General features: G+C 70.6%; 12 protein-coding genes. 7 read left to right on the forward strand and 5 right to left on the reverse strand.

Features of this window, described 5'->3' with window-relative positions:
• Positions 1 to 116: 116 nt before the first annotated feature.
• Positions 117 to 1,649 (forward strand): VWA domain-containing protein, encoded by a 1,533-nt coding sequence (locus ABZT74_RS01635; RefSeq protein WP_356432877.1) that lies wholly within the window; start codon positions 117 to 119, stop codon positions 1,647 to 1,649.
• Between the two features lie 129 nt (positions 1,650 to 1,778).
• Here ABZT74_RS01635 and ABZT74_RS01640 read toward each other — a convergent pair whose 3' ends face one another.
• From ABZT74_RS01640 to ABZT74_RS01650, 3 genes are all read right to left on the reverse strand, one after another.
• Positions 1,779 to 2,642, reverse strand: coding sequence for a hypothetical protein (locus ABZT74_RS01640; RefSeq protein WP_355872019.1), 864 nt, complete (start codon positions 2,640 to 2,642; stop codon positions 1,779 to 1,781).
• A gap of 180 nt (positions 2,643 to 2,822) precedes the next feature.
• Positions 2,823 to 3,974 carry a metallophosphoesterase gene (locus ABZT74_RS01645; RefSeq protein WP_356432879.1) on the reverse strand — a complete coding sequence of 384 codons (1,152 nt, stop codon included), beginning with the start codon at positions 3,972 to 3,974 and terminating at the stop codon, positions 2,823 to 2,825.
• A 201-nt stretch (positions 3,975 to 4,175) separates the two neighbouring features.
• A complete protein-coding gene (locus ABZT74_RS01650) occupies positions 4,176 to 5,288 on the reverse strand; it encodes a LacI family DNA-binding transcriptional regulator (protein ID WP_355872013.1) in 1,113 nt (370 codons plus the stop codon).
• Between the two features lie 467 nt (positions 5,289 to 5,755).
• Here ABZT74_RS01650 and hisC point away from each other — a divergent pair, with 467 nt between their 5' ends.
• The 6 genes from hisC to ABZT74_RS01680 all read left to right on the forward strand — a co-directional run bounded on the left by hisC (position 5,756) and on the right by ABZT74_RS01680 (position 16,439).
• Positions 5,756 to 6,832, forward strand: coding sequence for a histidinol-phosphate transaminase (gene hisC, locus ABZT74_RS01655; protein WP_355872010.1), 1,077 nt, complete (start codon positions 5,756 to 5,758; stop codon positions 6,830 to 6,832).
• A gap of 389 nt (positions 6,833 to 7,221) precedes the next feature.
• Complete coding sequence (locus ABZT74_RS01660) at positions 7,222 to 8,730, forward strand: cytochrome ubiquinol oxidase subunit I (protein ID WP_356432881.1); 1,509 nt, start codon at positions 7,222 to 7,224, stop codon at positions 8,728 to 8,730.
• A 20-nt stretch (positions 8,731 to 8,750) separates the two neighbouring features.
• Positions 8,751 to 9,758 carry a cytochrome d ubiquinol oxidase subunit II gene (cydB, locus tag ABZT74_RS01665; RefSeq protein ID WP_356432883.1) on the forward strand — a complete coding sequence of 336 codons (1,008 nt, stop codon included), beginning with the start codon at positions 8,751 to 8,753 and terminating at the stop codon, positions 9,756 to 9,758.
• A gap of 52 nt (positions 9,759 to 9,810) precedes the next feature.
• Positions 9,811 to 13,359, forward strand: a complete 3,549-nt coding sequence (gene cydD / locus ABZT74_RS01670; RefSeq protein ID WP_356432885.1) for a thiol reductant ABC exporter subunit CydD — start codon at positions 9,811 to 9,813, stop codon at positions 13,357 to 13,359.
• Positions 13,360 to 13,668: 309 nt separating this feature from the next.
• On the forward strand, positions 13,669 to 15,264 hold the full coding sequence (locus ABZT74_RS01675; RefSeq protein WP_355872140.1) for a GAF domain-containing protein: 1,596 nt from the start codon (positions 13,669 to 13,671) through the stop codon (positions 15,262 to 15,264).
• A gap of 131 nt (positions 15,265 to 15,395) precedes the next feature.
• On the forward strand, positions 15,396 to 16,439 hold the full coding sequence (locus tag ABZT74_RS01680) for a M23 family metallopeptidase (RefSeq protein WP_356432888.1): 1,044 nt from the start codon (positions 15,396 to 15,398) through the stop codon (positions 16,437 to 16,439).
• 162 nt (positions 16,440 to 16,601) lie between these two features.
• Here ABZT74_RS01680 and ABZT74_RS01685 read toward each other — a convergent pair whose 3' ends face one another.
• Together ABZT74_RS01685 and ABZT74_RS01690 are read right to left on the reverse strand one after the other, a co-directional pair.
• Entirely contained in the window at positions 16,602 to 17,489 is an 888-nt protein-coding gene (locus ABZT74_RS01685) for a Cof-type HAD-IIB family hydrolase (protein WP_355871996.1), read from the reverse strand.
• Positions 17,490 to 17,608: 119 nt separating this feature from the next.
• A complete protein-coding gene (locus ABZT74_RS01690; RefSeq protein ID WP_355871994.1) occupies positions 17,609 to 18,511 on the reverse strand; it encodes an LLM class flavin-dependent oxidoreductase in 903 nt (300 codons plus the stop codon).
• Positions 18,512 to 18,579: the final 68 nt, after the last annotated feature.

Genomic DNA, 18,579 nt, shown 5'->3' on the forward strand with positions numbered 1-18,579 from the left:
GACCAGCGCGGGGGCCGCCGCCCCCGGGGCGGGAGACGGGCCGGCGGAGGGAGACGCGTGCGCCTGGTCGTGTATCGGGCGGGCCCGATGCCCGGATCTCTGGGCAGACTGGGCGCATGACAGCGACATCCATGAGCAAGGGCGGCAACCTTCCCGTCGCCGTCGAGGCGGTGCAGGTCGAGCTCGGCTGGTCCGGGGGCTCCGGCGCGCCGGACGCCGATGCCTCGGCCCTGCTGCTCCGTGCCGATGGGCGGGTGAGGGACGACGGTGACTTCGTCTTCTACAACCAGCCTCAGCACGCCTCGGGTGCCGTGCGCCACCTGGGGAAGCGACGGGACGGCGGCGCTACGACGGACACGGTCGGAGTGGACCTGGCGGCCCTGGAACCGGAGATCGAGCGGGTCGTGCTCGGCGCCTCGGCCGACGGCGGCACCTTCGGCGAGTTGTCCGGGCTGCGGCTGCGGCTGCTCGACGCCGGGACGGGCCGGGAGCTGGCGCTGTTCGAGATGGAGGCCACGACGGAGACGGCGTTCATCGGGGGCGAGCTGTACCGGCGGGCCGGTCAGTGGAAGTTCCGCGCGGTGGGACAGGGGTACGCGTCCGGACTCGCGGGCCTGGCCACCGACTTCGGGATCAGTGTGGACGAGGAACCGGATGTCACGGGGGCCCCGGCGCCCTCGGCACCGGCGCCCACCTCCGTGTTCCCACCGGCGCCCGCTGCCCCGGCAGCCCGGCCCGCCGCCGTGACGTGGCCCGCACCGGCAGCATCGGCCGCCCCCTCGCCGCCCGCCGCCGCACCGTATGCGAGCGCTCCGGCGCCGTCCGCGCCTCCCGTTTCGCCAGGGGCGCCGGTGGGTGCTGCCCCGGCCGCCGCCTCCGCTCCGCGGCCGGGCAAGGGCGAGGAGCAGTTGCCGGTGGACATGCGCAAGCGGCTCTCCCTGAGGAAGGAGCAGGTGGCGGTCAGCCTGCGCAAGCACGGGGCGGAGGGAGTGACGGCGCGCGTCATCCTGGTTCTGGACGCCTCCGGATCCATGTCGTTCCTGTATTCGAAGGGTGTCGTGGCCGACGTCGTGGAGCGGATGGCCGCGGTGGCCGCGCAGCTCGACGACGACGGTGAGATGCAGGCATGGACGTTCGCATCGAACCCGGCCCGGCTGCCGGACCTCGCGCTCGGGGAGCTTCCGGTGTGGCTGGAGCGTCATGTCCGGGTCGGTGAACTGACGCTGTTCCGGCGGAAGAAGCCGCGCAAGGGCCTGCTGCCGGGCCAGGTCGACATGCGCGCGGTGGGGATCCAGAACGAGGAGCAGAAGGTGATCGCGGAGGTGCGGACGTACGTCCGTGAGCACCCGGCCGCCGCCCCCACCCTGGTGCTCTTCTTCTCCGACGGCGGCGTCTACCGCAACAAGGAGATCGAGACCGAGCTGCGGGAGGCCGTGGACGAGCCGGTCTTCTGGCAGTTCGTGGGTCTGGGGCGGTCCAACTACGGCGTGCTGGAGCGGTTCGACACGCTGCCGGGCCGGCGCGTCGACAACGTGGGCTTCTTCGCCGTCGACGACATCAGCCACGTACCGGATGCGGAACTCTACGACCGGTTGCTGTCCGAGTTCCCGTCGTGGATGCGCGAGGCACGGCGGCTGGGCATCGTCTGAGACGACGACGACGACGACGGGGCGGGCCGGCCGGAGGACCGGCCGTCACCCGACCCGAGGCAGCCGTGCGGGCCCGCGCGCCTGCGCGGGCCCCCTACTCCCCTGGTCCCCGGCCGTCTGCCGTCCGGGTCACTCGGGCTGGTGTTCCGGCCCCCCGAAGTCCGGGCTCGAGAAGTCCGGGCTGGAGAAACTCGGGCGCGGACCGGCCGCCGGCCCGCCGTCGGGGCTGCTGAACCCCGGCCGGTCGTAGCCCAGATGCGGAATGCGGCTGGGCGCCGGCGTGGCGCGGTCCAGGGCCACCGAGCCCGGATCCGCGAGGGCTTCCCGGAAGAACGGCAGGATGCCGCGCTCCAGCAGGGCATCGTGCCAGGCGTCCCTGGCACGGTTGACCTGTTCGCTCGACTCGCCGCCCGCTCCCGCCAGGAGCGAGGACGAACCGTTGCGCAGGGCGGTCAGCAGCAGTCCGGCCGCGGCGACGAGGATCGCCGCGGCGGTGACCGCGCCGAAGACCCACCCGGTGGTCAGGAGGGTCTGGGCGATGGCCGGCTCGGGGTCGAGCATCTTGAGGATGTAACCCACGAGCAGGAATATCACCGCGGCCGTCCCGGCGAGGACGGGGGCGAGCACCGCGACGACGGCGATGGCACCGGCGCCGGCGGTCTCGGTGACCTCGCCCACGGTGGCGGCGAGTCCCATCGCGTCGACGCCCGGCTCCGGGGAGCCGTTCTCCTCGCTCACGACGGGGGTGGACGGCACCGGGCGGCGCAGTTCCTCGCGGACCTTCACGTAGTGCGCGTACTCGTCCGCCGCGGCCGTCGTGATGAGGGCGGTGGCGTTGAGCGCCATGGTGCGCAGTTGTTCGAGGTTGAGCCGCTGGCCGACAGCGGCGAGTTCCGGGCGGTGTGGTGCGGAGCGCAGCGCCTCGTCGAGGATCCGCTCGTAGTCCTGGCGGTCCTCGCTCAGCAGGTGCTGCGGAACGCTGTTCATCTGCATCCCCCGATGCTCCGTAGGGCTGATGGCTCGCACGCTGACGAGCCGTTGGGCAGAAACGGAGGGGAGCCTGCTACGGATAAGCCGATGGTAGAGCGGTGACGGCACGCCGTGACAGGGGGTTTCCAGAAATTGGCCCCTGGCCGGCGCGCTCCACCGGAGGGAGGCCTGCCCGGTGAACGGTCAGATATCCAACGGAAGTTGCTGGACCAGTAGCTTTCCGGCCATGGTCACTCCGCCGTCCATGGCGATGGCGAGGCCGTCGGCGTAGAGGTGCGGCCCCTCGACCACGGGTCCGGTGTTGTCCTCGCCCTCCTCGGTGCCGACGTCGCCCAGCAGGTACGGAATGGGGCTGTGACCGTGGACGATGCGCGTCCCGCCGTAGGTGCCGAGCAGTTCGCGGACGGCCTCGGCGCCGCCGTCGTCGCGGAAGGCGAAGCGCTTGGTGAGCTTGCGGAACACGTCCCAGCACTCGTCGGCGTCGTTGCGGGTGAGGGTTTCCCGGACGGTGTCGTTCACCGCTTCGATCGAGTCGCCGTAGTCGAGGTAGGCGGTCGTGTCGGAGTGCACCAGCAGGTGCCCGTCGACGAGTTCCATGGCGTCGAGGCGGGCCATCCACTGGAGGTGATGGTCCTGGAGGCGGTCCATGTCCGTCTTCTGGCCGCCGTTGAGCAGCCAGGCGGCCTGGAAGGTGGCGGTGCCCGCGCCGGAGTTGACGGGGGTGTCGGCGAACCGCTTGGCGCCGAGGAGCAGCAGCTCGTGGTTGCCCATCAGCGCCTTGCAGTAACCGCCTGCCGCGGCCGCCTCGGCGGAGAGCCTCATGACGAGGTCGATCACGCCGATGCCGTCCGGCCCGCGGTCGGTGAAGTCGCCGAGGAACCACAGGCGCGCGGTTCCCGCGGACCAGTTGCCCGCGGCGTCGAGCAGCCCCTGCTCCTGCAGCGCGGCGACCAACTGGTCGAGATAGCCGTGCACGTCACCGACGACGTACAGCGGTCCGGGGCCCTCGTCGGGCACCGGGACGGCCGCGGGGTCGACGGAGACCTGAACCGTGTCACCTCGGTTGATGACCGGCAGATCGCGCTGTGTGGGCGTGTATCCCTCGGGGAATTCTCCCGGGAGCTCGCCCGGGAAGTCCTCCGTGGAGTCCATGACCGCGTACGGCGAGGGCTCTCCCGACGGGTACAGCCCCGACTGCCCGACGGGTCCGGCGCCCTCGCCCTGAGGCGTGTTCTGCGCGTACGGACCGGTCTCGTGGACGTAAGCGGGAACCCGGAAGTCGCGCAACGTCGCCGTCCGCATCACCTCGGGTCCCTGACCGGCCCCCTGAGTCATCGACCCCTCCACCACCATCGCGCCGCATCTGCACCTGTTCGGACTGCCTGGTCGCAGCGGCCCGCGGTGTCGTCCGCCCATCATAGGAATGCGGATCGCGCCATGTGATGACCCAGGGGTGGTGAATCGGAACAGGAGCCCGCTCCACCGTGGATTTCGCCCGAATTGGGCGGGGCTTTCCCCGCCCTTGTCGTTTCGGGGTCAGCCCTCTTCGGGTGATCGGGGCGGACTGACCGTCGTCCGCGGCGGCCTGCGCTGCGAGGAGGTCCGCACGATGAGCTCCGTCGGTATCACCTGCTCGACCGGTTGGTCCGATTCGACCCCTTCGATGGCGTCGATGAGGAGCTGGACGACGGCTGTGCCGATTCTGCGCGGTTTGAGGGAGAGTGTCGTGATGGGCGGCTCGGTGCTGGCGTAGACCGTGGACTCGCTGCAGCACACCAGGAGCAGGTCTTCGGGTACGCGCAGACCGTAACGGCGGGCCGCGGCCAGCAGGTCGGTGCCGTTCGGGTCGAAGAGACCGTAGACGGCGTCGGGGCGGTCGGGCCGCGCGAGGAGGCGGTCGGCTGCGATGGCTCCGGCGCACGGATCGTGCGCCGGATAGGCCTCGTACACCGGATCCTGGCCCACACGCTCGCACCAGCGCAGATAGGCGGTCGTCGAGAGGTGGGTGTACGTGTCCGTAGTGGTGCCGGTGAGCAGTCCGATGCGGCGCGCGCCGGCCGCGGCCAGGTGGTCGAGGATGCCGAGGACGGCGGCCTCGTGGTCGTTGTCCACCCAGGCGGTGACCGGGAGCGCTCCGGCCGGGCGGCCGTCGGAGACGACGGGTAAGCCCTGGCGGACCAGCTCGCTGACGACGGGGTCCTGGTCGGACGGGTCGATGACCACGGTTCCGTCCAGGGCCACGTTCGACCACACGTCGTGGCGGGAGGTGGCGGGGAGGATGACCAGGGCGTATCCCCGTGCGAGAGCTGCCGAGGTGGCGGCTCTCGCCATCTCGGCGAAGTACGCGAACTCGGTGAAGGTGAAAGGTTCATCCCCGTACGTGGTCACGGTCAGGCCGATCAGGCCGGACTTGCCCGTACGGAGGGTTCGGGCCGCCGCGGACGGGCGATAACCCAGTCGGTCGGCGACCTCGCGGACATGGCGTCGGGTGGCGTCCGGGAGCCGGCCCTTGCCGTTGAGGGCATCGGACACGGTCGTGATGGAGACCCCCGCGGCCGCGGCCACGTCTCTGATGCCCGCTCGGCCCGGTCGACCGCCTCGGCGGGTGGTCTCCGCCCGGCTCACCTGGTGCTTCCCTGCTGCTGTCATGGCGAGCCGATAGTAGGGCTCATGAGGTGGGGTAGTGCGGACGCATATGCACGCGTTGACAGGCACGTTTCTGCATGGTCAAAAAGTGCTAACTTCCTTGGAAACCAAGGTAGTTGAACGATCCAATGCCAGTACGTGACTTGTCGGCGCGCATGGGCCTGCCAAGTGGGCCATGTTTCGAAGAGGTCTCAACTCACCTGTACGAGGGATGCGCGCCACGGCGCGGGCCACCGGCGCATGTGATGAACGCCGACGCGCCCCCTATTCGTGCAACTTCGTACAAGGATGCCCGGCTGTTCGGACGGCATGCGGGTGCCGTTCCCCTCCCGTGCTGGATCACGGTGTGGGAGGCCGGACAGTGTCCGGTTGTCCACAGGCCATTCGCAGCGGAGCCGAATCCTCATAAGGTGAGAAGCATTGGTAGCCGGTGGCGGTCTGAGCCGCTGGTGGTCACGAGGAGGACTGCGGTGAGCGAGACGAGCCCCAAGCTGCGTGCCGAGCTGGCGGGGATCCCCACCTACAAGCCCGGCAAGCCCGCCGCGGCCGGTGCCGTGGCGTACAAGCTGTCCTCCAACGAGAACCCCTATCCGCCGCTGCCCGGTGTCATCGAGAGCGTCACCGCCGCGGCCGACTCGTTCAACCGCTACCCGGACATGGCGTGCACCGGGCTGGTGAACGAGCTGGCGGACCGTTTCGCCGTTCCCGTGTCGCACGTCGCGACCGGCACCGGCTCGGTCGGCGTCGCTCAGCAGCTGCTGCAGGCCACGAGCGGCCCGGGTGACGAGGTCATCTACGCGTGGCGCTCCTTCGAGGCGTACCCGATCATCACGCAGATCAGCGGCGCGACCTCGGTGAAGGTGCCGCTGAAGCCGGACGAGACGCACGACCTGGACGCGATGGCCGACGCGATCACCGACCGCACCCGGCTGATCTTCCTCTGCAACCCGAACAACCCGACCGGCACCGTGATGCGCCGGGCTGAACTGGAGCGGTTCCTCGACCGGGTGCCGAGCGACGTGCTGGTGGTGCTGGACGAGGCGTACCGCGAGTTCATCCGGGACGTCGAGGTGCCGGACGGCGTGGCGATCTACCGTGACCGGCCGAACGTCTGCGTGCTGCGCACCTTCTCCAAGGCGTACGGTCTGGCCGGCCTCCGGGTCGGTTTCGCGATCGCCCATGAGCCGGTGGCGGCGGCACTGCGCAAGACGGCCGTGCCGTTCGGTGTGAGCCAGCTGGCGCAGGACGCCGCCGTCGCGAGCCTGCGTGCCGAGGACGAACTGATCGGCCGGGTCGGCTCCCTCGTGTCCGAGCGCACCCGGGTGGTCGACACCCTGCGCGGTCAGGGCTGGACGGTTCCCGAGACGCACGCCAACTTCGTGTGGCTGCGTCTGGGGGAGCGGACGGTCGACTTCGCGGCCCACTGCGAGCAGGCGGGTGTCGTCGTGCGTCCGTTCGCGGGCGAGGGCGTCCGCGTGACCATCGGTGAGACCGAGGCGAACGACATCTTCGTCAAGGCGTGCGAGTCGTTCCGCCAGGAGCTGTAGTCATCCGCGACGGGGACGGTGCCGGCGCCCGCCGGTACCGTCCCCGTCGCGTTTCCCCGGCCGTCGGCCCGGCCCCCCCCCGAGCCCGGACCGGCCTCGCCGAGCCCCCGTAGCGGGACTCTCGGGCCGTGCCGGGTTCCGTCGGCTGTCGGCCGTATTCGACGTATGCGCGATCTTCGGTCGTAAGGTCCCGATCCGTCGGGTCGATCACCGCCGCCGTCCCCGCTCCCGCTGAGGGACCCCCCACGTGTCAAGGCTCGAACGGGCATGCGTCATAATTGCTTGTGAATGTGAACGCGTTCACAAACGTGTCCTGGTTGCTCCCGTGATGTCCGTGACAAAGCGGGCAAACTGCCGCTGTGACCACGGTGACGTAAGGAGACTGCGACGTGGAATTGGCTCTGGCGCCGGAAACTTTGGCGCGATGGCAGTTCGGTATCACCACCGTCTACCACTTCCTCTTCGTCCCCCTGACGATCTCGCTCGCCGCGCTCACCGCCGGCCTGCAGACGGCCTGGGTGCGGACGGAGAACGAGAAGTACCTCAGGGCGACCAAGTTCTGGGGCAAGCTCTTTCTGATCAACATCGCGATGGGCGTCGTCACCGGCATCGTGCAGGAGTTCCAGTTCGGTATGAACTGGTCCGACTACTCACGCTTCGTGGGAGACATCTTCGGCGCTCCGCTGGCCTTCGAGGCCCTGATCGCCTTCTTCTTCGAATCGACCTTCATCGGGCTGTGGATCTTCGGCTGGGACAAGCTCCCGAAGAAGATCCACCTGGCCTGCATCTGGATGGTCTCGATCGGCACGATCCTGTCGGCGTACTTCATCCTCGCGGCCAACTCGTGGATGCAGCACCCCGTCGGCTACCGGATCAACAAGACGAAGGGGCGCGCGGAACTCACCGACTTCTGGCACGTACTGACCCAGAACACCGCGCTCACCCAGGCCTTCCACACCCTCTCGGCGTCCTTCCTGACCGGCGGCGCCTTCATGGTCGGCATCGCCGCCATCCATCTGGCCCGCAAGAAGCACATCGGCATCATGAAGACGTCGCTGCGGCTCGGTCTTGTCACCGTCGTCATCGGAGGCCTGCTCACGGCGGTCAGCGGCGACACGCTCGGCAAGGTCATGTTCAAGCAGCAGCCCATGAAGATGGCCGCCGCCGAGGCGCTGTGGGACGGCCAGAACTCGGCGCCGTTCTCGATCTTCGCCTACGGAGACGTGAGCAAGGGCCACAACTCCGTCGAGCTCTCCGTCCCGGGGATACTGTCGTTCCTCGCCGACGACAACTTCAACTCGTACGTCCCGGGCATCAACGACACCAACAAGGCCGAGCAGCAGAAGTACGGGCCCGGCGACTACCGGCCCATCATCCCGGTCACCTTCTGGGCGTTCCGCTGGATGATCGGCTTCGGCATGGCGTCCTTCGCGATCGGCATCGTCGGACTCTGGCTGACCCGCAAGAAGTTCATGCTGCCGCAGCATCTGAGGGTCGGCGACGACGAGGTCCCGCATCTCGTCCTCTTCAAGAACAAGGCCCTCGGTCCGACGTTCACCAAGTGGGGATGGCGCGTCGCCATCTGGACCCTCGGCTTCCCGCTGATCGCCAACTCCTGGGGCTGGATCTTCACGGAGATGGGCCGTCAGCCCTGGGTGGTGTACGGCGTTCTGCAGACCCGGAACGCGGTCTCCCCCACCGTCTCGCAGGGCGAGGTCCTCACGTCGATGATCGTCTTCACCACGCTCTACGCGATCCTCGCCGTCATCGAGGTCAAGCTGCTCGTGAAGTACGTCAAGGCGGGACCCCCCGAGCTCACGGACGCCGACCTCAACCCGCCCACCAGGATCGGCGGCGACTCCCATGACGCCGACAAGCCGATGGCCTTCTCCTACTAGGCCCAGGGAGCTGCTGAGTCATGGAACTTCACGACGTCTGGTTCGTCCTCATCGCGGTCCTGTGGACCGGCTACTTCTTCCTGGAGGGCTTCGACTTCGGAGTCGGTGTCCTCACGAAGCTGCTGGCCCGGGACCGCACCGAGAAGCGGGTGCTGATCAACACGATCGGTCCCGTGTGGGACGGCAACGAGGTGTGGCTGCTCACAGCGGGCGGCGCGACCTTCGCGGCCTTCCCGGAGTGGTACGCCACGCTCTTCTCCGGCTTCTACCTGCCGCTGCTGATCATCCTGGTCTGCCTGATCGTGCGCGGCGTCGCCTTCGAGTACCGGGCGAAGCGCCCCGAGGAGCACTGGCAGCGGAACTGGGAGACCGCGATCTTCTGGACCTCGCTCATCCCGGCGTTCCTGTGGGGTGTGGCCTTCGGCAACATCGTGCGGGGCGTCAAGATCGACCGGAACTTCGAGTACGTGGGCAACTTCTGGGACCTGCTCAACCCGTACGCGATCCTCGGCGGCCTGGTCACCCTGACCCTCTTCACCTTCCACGGGACGGTGTTCGTGGGCCTGAAGACGGTCGGCGACATCCGGGAGCGGGCCCGCAAGCTCGCCCTGCAACTCGGCCTGATCACAGCGGTGTTGGCACTGGCCTTCCTGCTCTGGACCCAGGTCGACAACGGTGACGGCGGATCGCTGGCCGCGCTGGTCGTTGCCGCGGTGGCGCTCGTCGCGGCGCTGGTGGCGGTCAACGCCGGCCGGGAGGGCTGGGCGTTCATGTTCTCGGGAGTCACCATCGTGGCCGCGGTCGCGATGCTCTTCCTGACGCTCTTCCCGAACGTCATGCCGTCCTCGCTCAATGACGACTGGAGCCTCACGGTCACCAACGCGTCGTCGAGCCCGTACACCCTCAAGATCATGACCTGGTGTGCCGGCATCGCCACGCCGATCGTCCTGCTCTACCAGAGCTGGACCTACTGGGTGTTCCGCAAGCGCATCGGTACGCACCACATCGCCGCGGATGTGTCGCACTGAGTCCGACGTAGTGGGCATGTTTCACGTGAAACGTGCCTGATGAGCCAAGGGTGTGTTTCACGTGAAACCAATCGATCCGCGTCTGCTTCGGTACGCCCGAGCCACCCGCCTGTTCCTCCTGGCGGTCGTGGTGCTGGGTGTCGTCGGCGCGACGCTGGTCATCGCCCAGGCGATGCTCATCGCCGAAGTGGTGGTGGGTGCCTTCCAGCACGGCTTCTCCGCGGCCGAACTGCGTTCACCGCTGGCGCTGGTGGTGGCGGTCGCCGTCGGGCGGGGCGTGGTGGCCTGGCTCACCGAGCTGGCCGCCCACCGGGCGAGCGCCGCGGTCAAGTCGGAGCTGAGGGGGCGGTTGCTGGAACGAGCCGCACTCCTCGGCCCCGGGTGGCTCAGCGGCCAGCGCACGGGTTCGCTGGTGGCCCTCGCCACGCGGGGCGTCGACGCTCTCGACGACTACTTCTCGCGCTACCTGCCGCAACTCGGACTCGCGGTGGTCGTCCCCGTGGCGGTGCTGGCGCGCATCGTCACCGAGGACTGGGTGTCGGCGGCGATCATCGTCGGCACGCTTCCCCTGATTCCTCTTTTCATGATCCTGATCGGCTGGGCCACCCGCGCCCAGATGGACCGCCAGTGGCGCATGCTGTCGCGCCTCTCCGGACACTTCCTGGACGTCGTCGCGGGGCTGCCGACGCTGAAGGTGTTCGGCCGGGCCAAGGCGCAGGCCGAGTCGATCCGGAAGATCACCGGCGAGTACCGGCAGGCGACCATGCGGACGCTGCGGATCGCCTTCCTGTCCTCCTTCGCTCTGGAGCTGCTCGCCACCATCTCGGTCGCCCTCGTCGCCGTGACCATCGGGATGCGGCTCGTCCACGGCGAGATGGACCTGTACGTGGGGATCGTCATCCTCGTCCTGGCGCCCGAGGCGTATCTGCCGCTGCGCCAGGTGGGGGCCCAGTACCACGCCGCCGCCGAGGGGCTCGCCGCGGCGGAGGAGATCTTCGCGGTGCTGGAGACCCCCGTGACGGCCACCGGATCGCTGCGCCCGCCGGCGGGGGAGCTCGGCTTCGAGGGCGTGACCGTGCGCTATCCGGGACGCTCCACGAACGCGGTCTCGGATGTCTCCTTCACCGTCGCGCCCGGTGAGACGGTCGCCCTCGTCGGGCCCAGCGGCGTGGGCAAGTCGACGCTGCTGAACGTCCTGCTCGGATTCGTGGAGCCCACAGCGGGCCGGGTGAGGGCCGGGGGAGTCGATCTCTCCGAAGCCGACCTCGCGGAATGGCGCTCCCGGATCGCCTGGGTACCGCAGCGACCGCATCTGTACGCCGGGTCCATCGCCGAGAACGTACGGCTGGCCCGACCCGACGCGGACGACGCGGCGGTACGCGGAGCCCTCGTCGACGCGGGCGCGGCCGGATTCGTCGACGCGCTGCCGGACGGGGCGGACACCCTTCTCGGTGAGGACGGCGCCGGTCTGTCGGCCGGACAGCGTCAGCGCCTCGCGCTGGCCCGCGCGTTCCTCGCGGACCGGCCCCTGCTGCTCCTCGACGAACCGACCGCCTCGCTCGACGGAGCGACGGAGGCGGAGGTCGTCGAGGCCGTCCGGCGTCTCGCCGTCGGGCGGACCGTGCTCCTCGTGGTGCATCGTCCGGCCCTGCTCGCGGTGGCGGACCGGGTGGTCCCTCTGGAGGCCGCCTCGCCCGCGGATGCCCGGCTCACCGAGGTGCTCACCGACTCGGCTGGGGAACCCGCGCTCATCGGGTCCGGGGGTGCGGAGCGGGCCCGGGGCATCGAAGCGGCCGGCTCGGGCGTGATGGAGGGACAGGGACCCACGCCGGTGCCGCGCGGGCGCGGTGGCGTGCTCGGCCGTGTCCGGGCGATGGCCGCTCCCCGGCGGGGGCCGCTCGCGCTCGCTCTGCTCCTGGGCAGCCTCGCGCTGGGAAGCGCCGTCGGGCTGATGGCGACCTCCGGGTGGCTCATCTCGCGGGCCTCCGAGCACCCGCCGGTGCTCTATCTGATGGTGGCCGTCACGGCCACCCGGGCGTTCGGCATCGGGCGGGCGGTGTTCCGCTACGCGGAGCGGCTCGTGTCGCACGACGCCGTGCTGCGGATGCTGGCCGACACCCGGGTCGCCGTCTACCGGCGCCTGGAACGACTCGCGCCCGCGGGACTCCGCACCACCCGGCGCGGCGACCTGCTGTCGCGGCTCGTCGCCGATGTCGACGCGTTGCAGGACTACTGGCTGCGCTGGCTGCTGCCGACCGGAGCGGCGGTCCTGGTGTCCGCCGTCTCCGTCGGCTTCACCGCATGGCTGCTGCCCGAGGCCGGAGCGGCTCTCGCCGTCGGGCTGCTGGCGGCCGGCGTCGGTGTGCCCCTGGTGACCGGCGCCGTGGCGCGCCGCGCCGAGCGACGGCTGGCTCCCGCACGCGGAGCGCTCGCGACCCAGGTGGCCGACCTGCTCACCGGCACCGCCGAGCTGACCGTCGCGGGCGCCCTGCCCGCCCGTACGGCCGCCACCCGGCGGGCCGACAGTGTCCTGACCCGCATCGCATCACGGGCCGCCACCGCAACCGCCCTCGGTGACGGACTCACCGCGCTCGTCTGCGGCCTGACCGTCGCGGCCACCGCTCTCGTCGGCGCCCAGGCCGTCGCCGCCGGACGACTGGACGGGGTCCTGATGGCCGTCGTCGTCCTCACCCCGCTGGCCGCTTTCGAGGCCGTCATGGGGCTGCCGCTCGCCGTGCAGTACCGGCAGCGGGTGCACAAGAGCGCGGAGCGCGTGTACGAGGTGCTGGATGCCCCCGATCCCGTACGGGAACCGGAGCGGCCGCGGCAGGCGCCCGCGTCACCGTTCCCGCTGCGGCTGGAAGGGGTGCGGGCCCGCCACGCCGGACAGAGCCGGGACGCGCTGGCCGGCCTCGACCTGACACTCGACGAAGGCCGCAGGATCGCCGTGGTCGGTATCTCCGGGGCGGGCAAGACGACGCTCGCCCAGGTGCTGCTGCGGTTCCTGGACACCGAAGCGGGGACATACACGCTGGGCGGCGTGGACGCGTACGGGATGGACGGGGACGCCGTACGCCGGCTGGTCGGACTGTGCGCGCAGGACGCGCACCTCTTCGACAGCACCGTGCGCGAGAACCTGCTCCTCGCCCGTAAGGACGCGACCGAGGCAGGACTGCGCGACGCGCTCGGGCGAGCCAGGCTCATCGGCTGGGTGGACGGACTGCCCGACGGGCTGGACACGCTGATCGGCGAGCACGGGGCACGGCTGTCCGGCGGGCAGCGCCAGCGGCTCGCCCTCGCGCGTGCGCTCCTCGCCGACTTCCCCGTCCTCGTCCTCGACGAACCGGCGGAACACCTCGACCTGGCGACGGCCGACGCGCTCACCGCCGATCTGCTCGGCGCGACCGAGGGCCGTACGACGCTGCTGATCACGCACCGGCTCGCCGGGCTCGACGCGGTGGACGAGGTGATCGTGCTCGCGGACGGTCAGGTGGTCCAGCGCGGAGGGTTCACGGAGCTGTCGGCCGTGGAGGGACCGCTGCGGGACATGGTGGAGCGGGAGACCGCCGGAGATCTGCTGGTGGGTGTGGCGGCGGGATGACCGTGGCCCCGGCAGTCCAGGAGCGCCGGGGACACCGCCCCGGCTGCACCCGGGCCGGGCCGAGTCGGGTTCGCCCGGGCAGTCCCGGATCGCCGGCGGGTGAATGCTCCCCAGCGGTCCCGGACGGGCAGGTCTCTCGCGGCCGACTTTCCCTCGCAAATAGGACTAACTAGGCTCGGGGACATGTCAGCAGCTTCCGCTTCTTCCGCTCCGGACGGCGGCACCGGCGTGCCGGACCGGGTGGACAGCCCGGGCCCCGGTGGGCCGGACGCCGAACCGGACGCCCGGGTGCCGCGGTTGCTGGAGGCGATGCGGTCGGTCGGCTCGGGGCTGGAGCTGCACTCCACGCTGGACCGGATCTGCGAGACCGCCGCCGATCTCACGGACGCGCGCTACGCGGCCATCGGCGTCGTGTCGGAGAGCGCGCACGGACTCGCGGACTTCGTCTTCCACGGCGTCGACCAGGGGACCGCGCAGCGCATCGGACGGCTCCCCGACGGACACAAGGGACTGCTCGGCGCGCTCGTCCATGATCCCGGTCCGGTGCGCCTCACGAATCTGGCCGAGGACCCGCGCTCGTGCGGGTTCCCCGCCGACCATCCCCCGATGAACAGCTTCCTCGGGGTGCCGATCACGGTGCAGGGGGAGATCTTCGGCAATCTCTACCTGGCCGAGAAGCGCGGCGGCGGTGCCTTCGGGGACGACGACCTCAACATGGTGCGGGTGCTGGCGACGGAGGCGGGCATCGCCATCGGCAACGCCCGGCTCTACGAGGCGGCCAAGCAGCGCGAGCGCTGGATCGACGGCTCGGTGGCCGTCACCACCGCACTGCTGGCCGGCGGCGATGCGGAGGACGCCCTGCAGGTCGTCGCCGAACAGGCACGCAGGCTCTCCGGATCCGCGGCCGGGATCGTGCTGCTGCCCGCGGAGGACGGCGGGCTGGAGATCGTCGCCGTCGCCTCGGAACACCCCTCTAAGGCCCTCGGCCTGGTCGTCCCGGCGGAGAGCCAGGTGGTCGCCGAACTCCGCGAGGGCGAGCCGGTGTTCGTCGAGGACGCGGCCACCGACCCGCGCATGCTTACGGATCTCGCCGGCGCCTACGGTCCGGTGATGCTGCTTCCCCTGCAGAGCGACGGCCGGGTCGTCGGGGCCCTCGTCACCCCGCGGAGCCGCGGAGAGCGCCCGTTCTCCGTGTCGGAACGGACGCTCGCCGCTCAGTTCGCCTCGCAGGCAGCCCTCGCCCTGATGATGGCCGAGGCGCAGCGGGACCGGGAACGGCTCGCGGTCTACGAGGACCGCGACCGGATCGCCCGTGACCTGCACGACCTCGTCATCCAGAGACTGTTCGCCACCGGGCTGATGCTGGAGAGCGCGCAGCGCCGGTCGAACGTGCCCGAGGTGCAGCGGGGCGTCGGCAAGGCGGTCGACGAACTCGACATCACCATCCAGGAGATCCGCACCGCCATCTTCGCCCTCCAGCAGGGCCCCGCCGAGGTGCCGTCGGGTCTGCGCACCCGCGTCCTGCGCGAGATCAACATGGCCGCCGTCCCCCTGGGCTTCAAGCCCGGTCACCGCTTCGTCGGCGCCGTCGACACGGTGGTCGGCGAACTCACCGGCAAGAACCTCATCGCCGCCCTGCGCGAAGCCCTGTCCAACGCCTTCCGGCATGCCGGGGCGTCCCGCATCGAGGTCGTGGTCGACGCGAACGTCGAACTGCCCGACGGGCGGCCGGCGGTGCGCCTCTCGGTCGCGGACGACGGTGTCGGTATCCCCGAGGGCGGCCGGCGCAGCGGCCTGAGGAATCTCAAGCGGCGTGCCGAGTCGCTGGGCGGCGCCAGTTGGTACGGGCCCGGGCTCGGCCGGAACGGGGGCGGCACGACGGTGGTGTGGCAGGTGCCGCACTGAATCGCCGTACGCACAGGGAACGTTGCGACGGGACTCGTTACGCCCGTTCGCTGCGCCATTTGTGACGGTCCGTCCCCCGGGTGCACCCCTAGAACAGGCCGGGTCCGGCAGGGCGGGACACGATCGCTTGCATGCGCTCTTCTCGTCGCCATCCCCTGCTCGTGCCCGCGCTGTTGTGCACGGTCGCGGTGCTCGTCGCCCGTCCGACGGTGGCCGAGGGCGACGCGACGGAACCCGGCGTCAGCGCTCAGGTGGCGCGGCTCTACGAGGATGCCGCCGTGGCGACGCGGCAGTACGAGGCGGGGCGGCGGGACGCGGATGCGCAGCGTGGCCGTGCGGAGCGGGCCGAGCAGCTGCTGACGCGGGAGCGGCAGGAGATCGCGGTGCTGCACGCGGACCTGGGCCGGATCGCGCGCGCCCAGTACCGGCAGGGCGGTGACCTCCCCTACACCGCGCAGATCCTCCTGGCGAAGGACCCCGACGACCTGATGCGCGGTCAGCGTGCCATCTGGCGGGCCGATCTGGCCGTCGGCAACTCCGTCGCGAAGAGCAGGCGGGCCGAGGACCGGCTCAGCGCCGACGAGGGGAAGGCGCGCTCGGCCTGGCAGGCGCTGGAGAAACGGACCGGCGAGCTCGCCGGGATGAAGGGGACCATCCAGGCGAAGCTGGAGGAGGCGCGGTCGGCGCTGCAGAGCCAGGCGGACGCCTCGGTGGCCGCCGGAGCGTGCCGGGGCGCGGTCCGTCTCGACCAGCCGGCTCCGGACTCGACGCGGGCATGGGTCACGCCGGTCGAGACGTACGAGCTGTCCGCGGGATTCGGGAGCGGGGGTGACCGTTGGGCGAACCGGCACACCGGGCAGGACTTCGCCGTTCCCATCGGCACGCCGGTGCGCGCGGCCGGAGCGGGCCGCGTGGTGAAGGTGACCTGCGGCGGTGCCTTCGGCATCGAGATCGTGATCGAGCACCTGGGCGGCTATTACACGCAGTACGCGCACCTCGCCGCGGTGACCGTCGACCAGGGACAGCAGGTGGCGGCCGGCCAGTGGATCGCGCAGTCGGGCACGACCGGCAACTCGACCGGCCCGCATCTGCACTTCGAGGTGCGGGTGACCCCGGAGATGGGGTCGGCGGTCGACCCGGTGCCGTGGCTGGCCGAGCACGGGGTGGTCGTGTAGGTCCGCCGGGCTCCGGCAGCGGGCGGTCGTGGTGCTCCATGTGACCGACGGGTGCCCCGCCGCACCCGCGAGGCCCGGGGGTCGTGGACCGCGATGCTGCCGAGAGTCCGTCGGTCCAGGCGGCGATCAGCCGACGCCGGGACCGCTGCCACGGGTAGGGGGCTACAGCCGCTCCGCCAGGATCCGCTCGATCACGATGGCCACGCCGTCCTCGTTGTTCGGGGCGGTGCGCCCCGAGGCGGCGGCGATGGCGGCGGGGTGGGCGTTGCCCATCGCGTACGAGCGGCCGGCCCAGGTGAGCATCTCGACGTCGTTCGGCATGTCTCCGAAGGCCACGACCTCCTCGGGGGCGATCCCGCGCTCGGCGCAGCACAGTTCGAGGGTGCTGGCCTTGGAGACGCCGGGGCCGCTGATCTCCAGGAGCGCGCTGGGGCTCGACCGGGTCACGTTGGCCCCGTCGCCGATGGCGGTGCGGGCGACGCTGAGGAAGTCGTCCGGGTCCATGTCCGGGTGGAAGGCGAGCACCTTCAGAACGGGCTGGTCGGCGTCCAGCGCGTCCTTCGCGAGGAGCTTCTCGGCGGGCAGGACGATCTCCGGGGGCTCCATGTGCATGAGGGGATAGCCCGGTTCGAGATGAAGGCCGAACGTCCGCTCGACGGCGCACACCGTGCCGGGCGCGGCGGCGCGCAGCAACTGGATGACGTCCAGGGCGATGTCCGGTTCCAGTTCGCGGACCTTGACGAAGCGGTGGGCGCCGGGCCCGCCGTGCAGGTCCACCACGGCGGCGCCGTTGCCGCAGATCGCCAGGCCGTGCCCGTGGACATGGTCGCTGACGACGTCCATCCAGCGGGCCGGGCGGCCGGTGACGAAGAAAACCTCGATGCCGGCCTGTTCGGCGGCGGCGAGGGCGGCGATCGTGCGGTCCGACACTGTCTTGTCGTCGCGCAACAAGGTGCCGTCGAGGTCCGTGGCGATCAGCCGGGTCGGGACGGTGGAGGCCGGAGTCTCGGGCCGGCGAGTCGCTGAGGTCACGCGCTCATTCTCCCGCATATGCGCGCACGGTCGTGCGGCGGTCCGCACACTTGAGTGGTTACCGTCCTCACCAGCACGGTTACCGTCCGTCGGGGGCCAGGTCCCGGCGCGACGGGGCGGAAGGGACGCGAGGGGTCTCAGGGGAGCTGCGCGACCGCCTCCATGGCGATCCGCTCGAAGATCTTCTGGTCGGCGGCGAAGTCCGAGTCGGGGATCGGCCAGTGGATCACGAGGTCGGTGAAGCCCAGTTCGGCATGCCGGCCCGCGAAGTCGACGAACGCGTCGACGGACTCCAGCGGGCGGGTCCGGTCGGGGGTGAAGCCGGTCAGCAGGATTTTGTCGAGTTCGGCCGCGTCCCGGCCGATCCCGGCGCACGCGTCGGCCAGCTTGTCGATCTGTCCGCGAATGGCTTGAACCGACTGGTCGGGGGTGCCCGTCTCGTACAACTTGGGGTCGCCCGTGGTCACCCACGCCTGTCCGTACCGGGCGGCGAGCTTCAGTCCGCGTGGCCCGGTGGCCGCCACCGCGAAGGGCAGCCGGGGGCGCTGGACGCAGCCGGGGATGTTGTACGCCTCGTGCGCCGAGTAGAAGTTGCCGCTGTAGGAGACGGAGTCCTCGGTGAGGAGTCGGTCGAGCAGCGGGACGAACTCACCGAAGCGGTCGGCGCGCTCCCGCGGGGTCCAGGGGTCCTGGCCGAGCACGGTCGCGTCGAAGCCGGAGCCGCCCGCGCCGATGCCGAGGGTGATCCGGCCGTTCGAGATGTCGTCGAGGGAGATCAGTTCCTTGGCGAGAGGGACCGGGTGCCGGAAGTTCGGTGAGGTCACCAGGGTTCCCAGACGCAGTCGCTCGGTGACACCCGCGGCGGCTGTCAGCGTCGGCAGGGCTCCGAACCACGGGCCTTCGCGGAAGGTCCGCCACGAGAGGTGGTCGTAGGTGAACGCCGTGTGGAAGCCGAGCTGCTCCGCGCGCTGCCAGGTGGAACGGCCGCCTTCGTGCCAGCGGACGTGGGGCAGGATCACAGTGCTCAGACGCAGACTCATGGTTCGAGCCTAAGCGGAACGGGACGTGATCGCGGACACCGGGAGATCGCCCCGGCTCGGCGTTCCAT

Source organism: Streptomyces sp. NPDC005302, from assembly GCF_040607345.1.
In the GTDB taxonomy this organism is placed as follows: Bacteria; Actinomycetota; Actinomycetes; order Streptomycetales; family Streptomycetaceae; genus Streptomyces.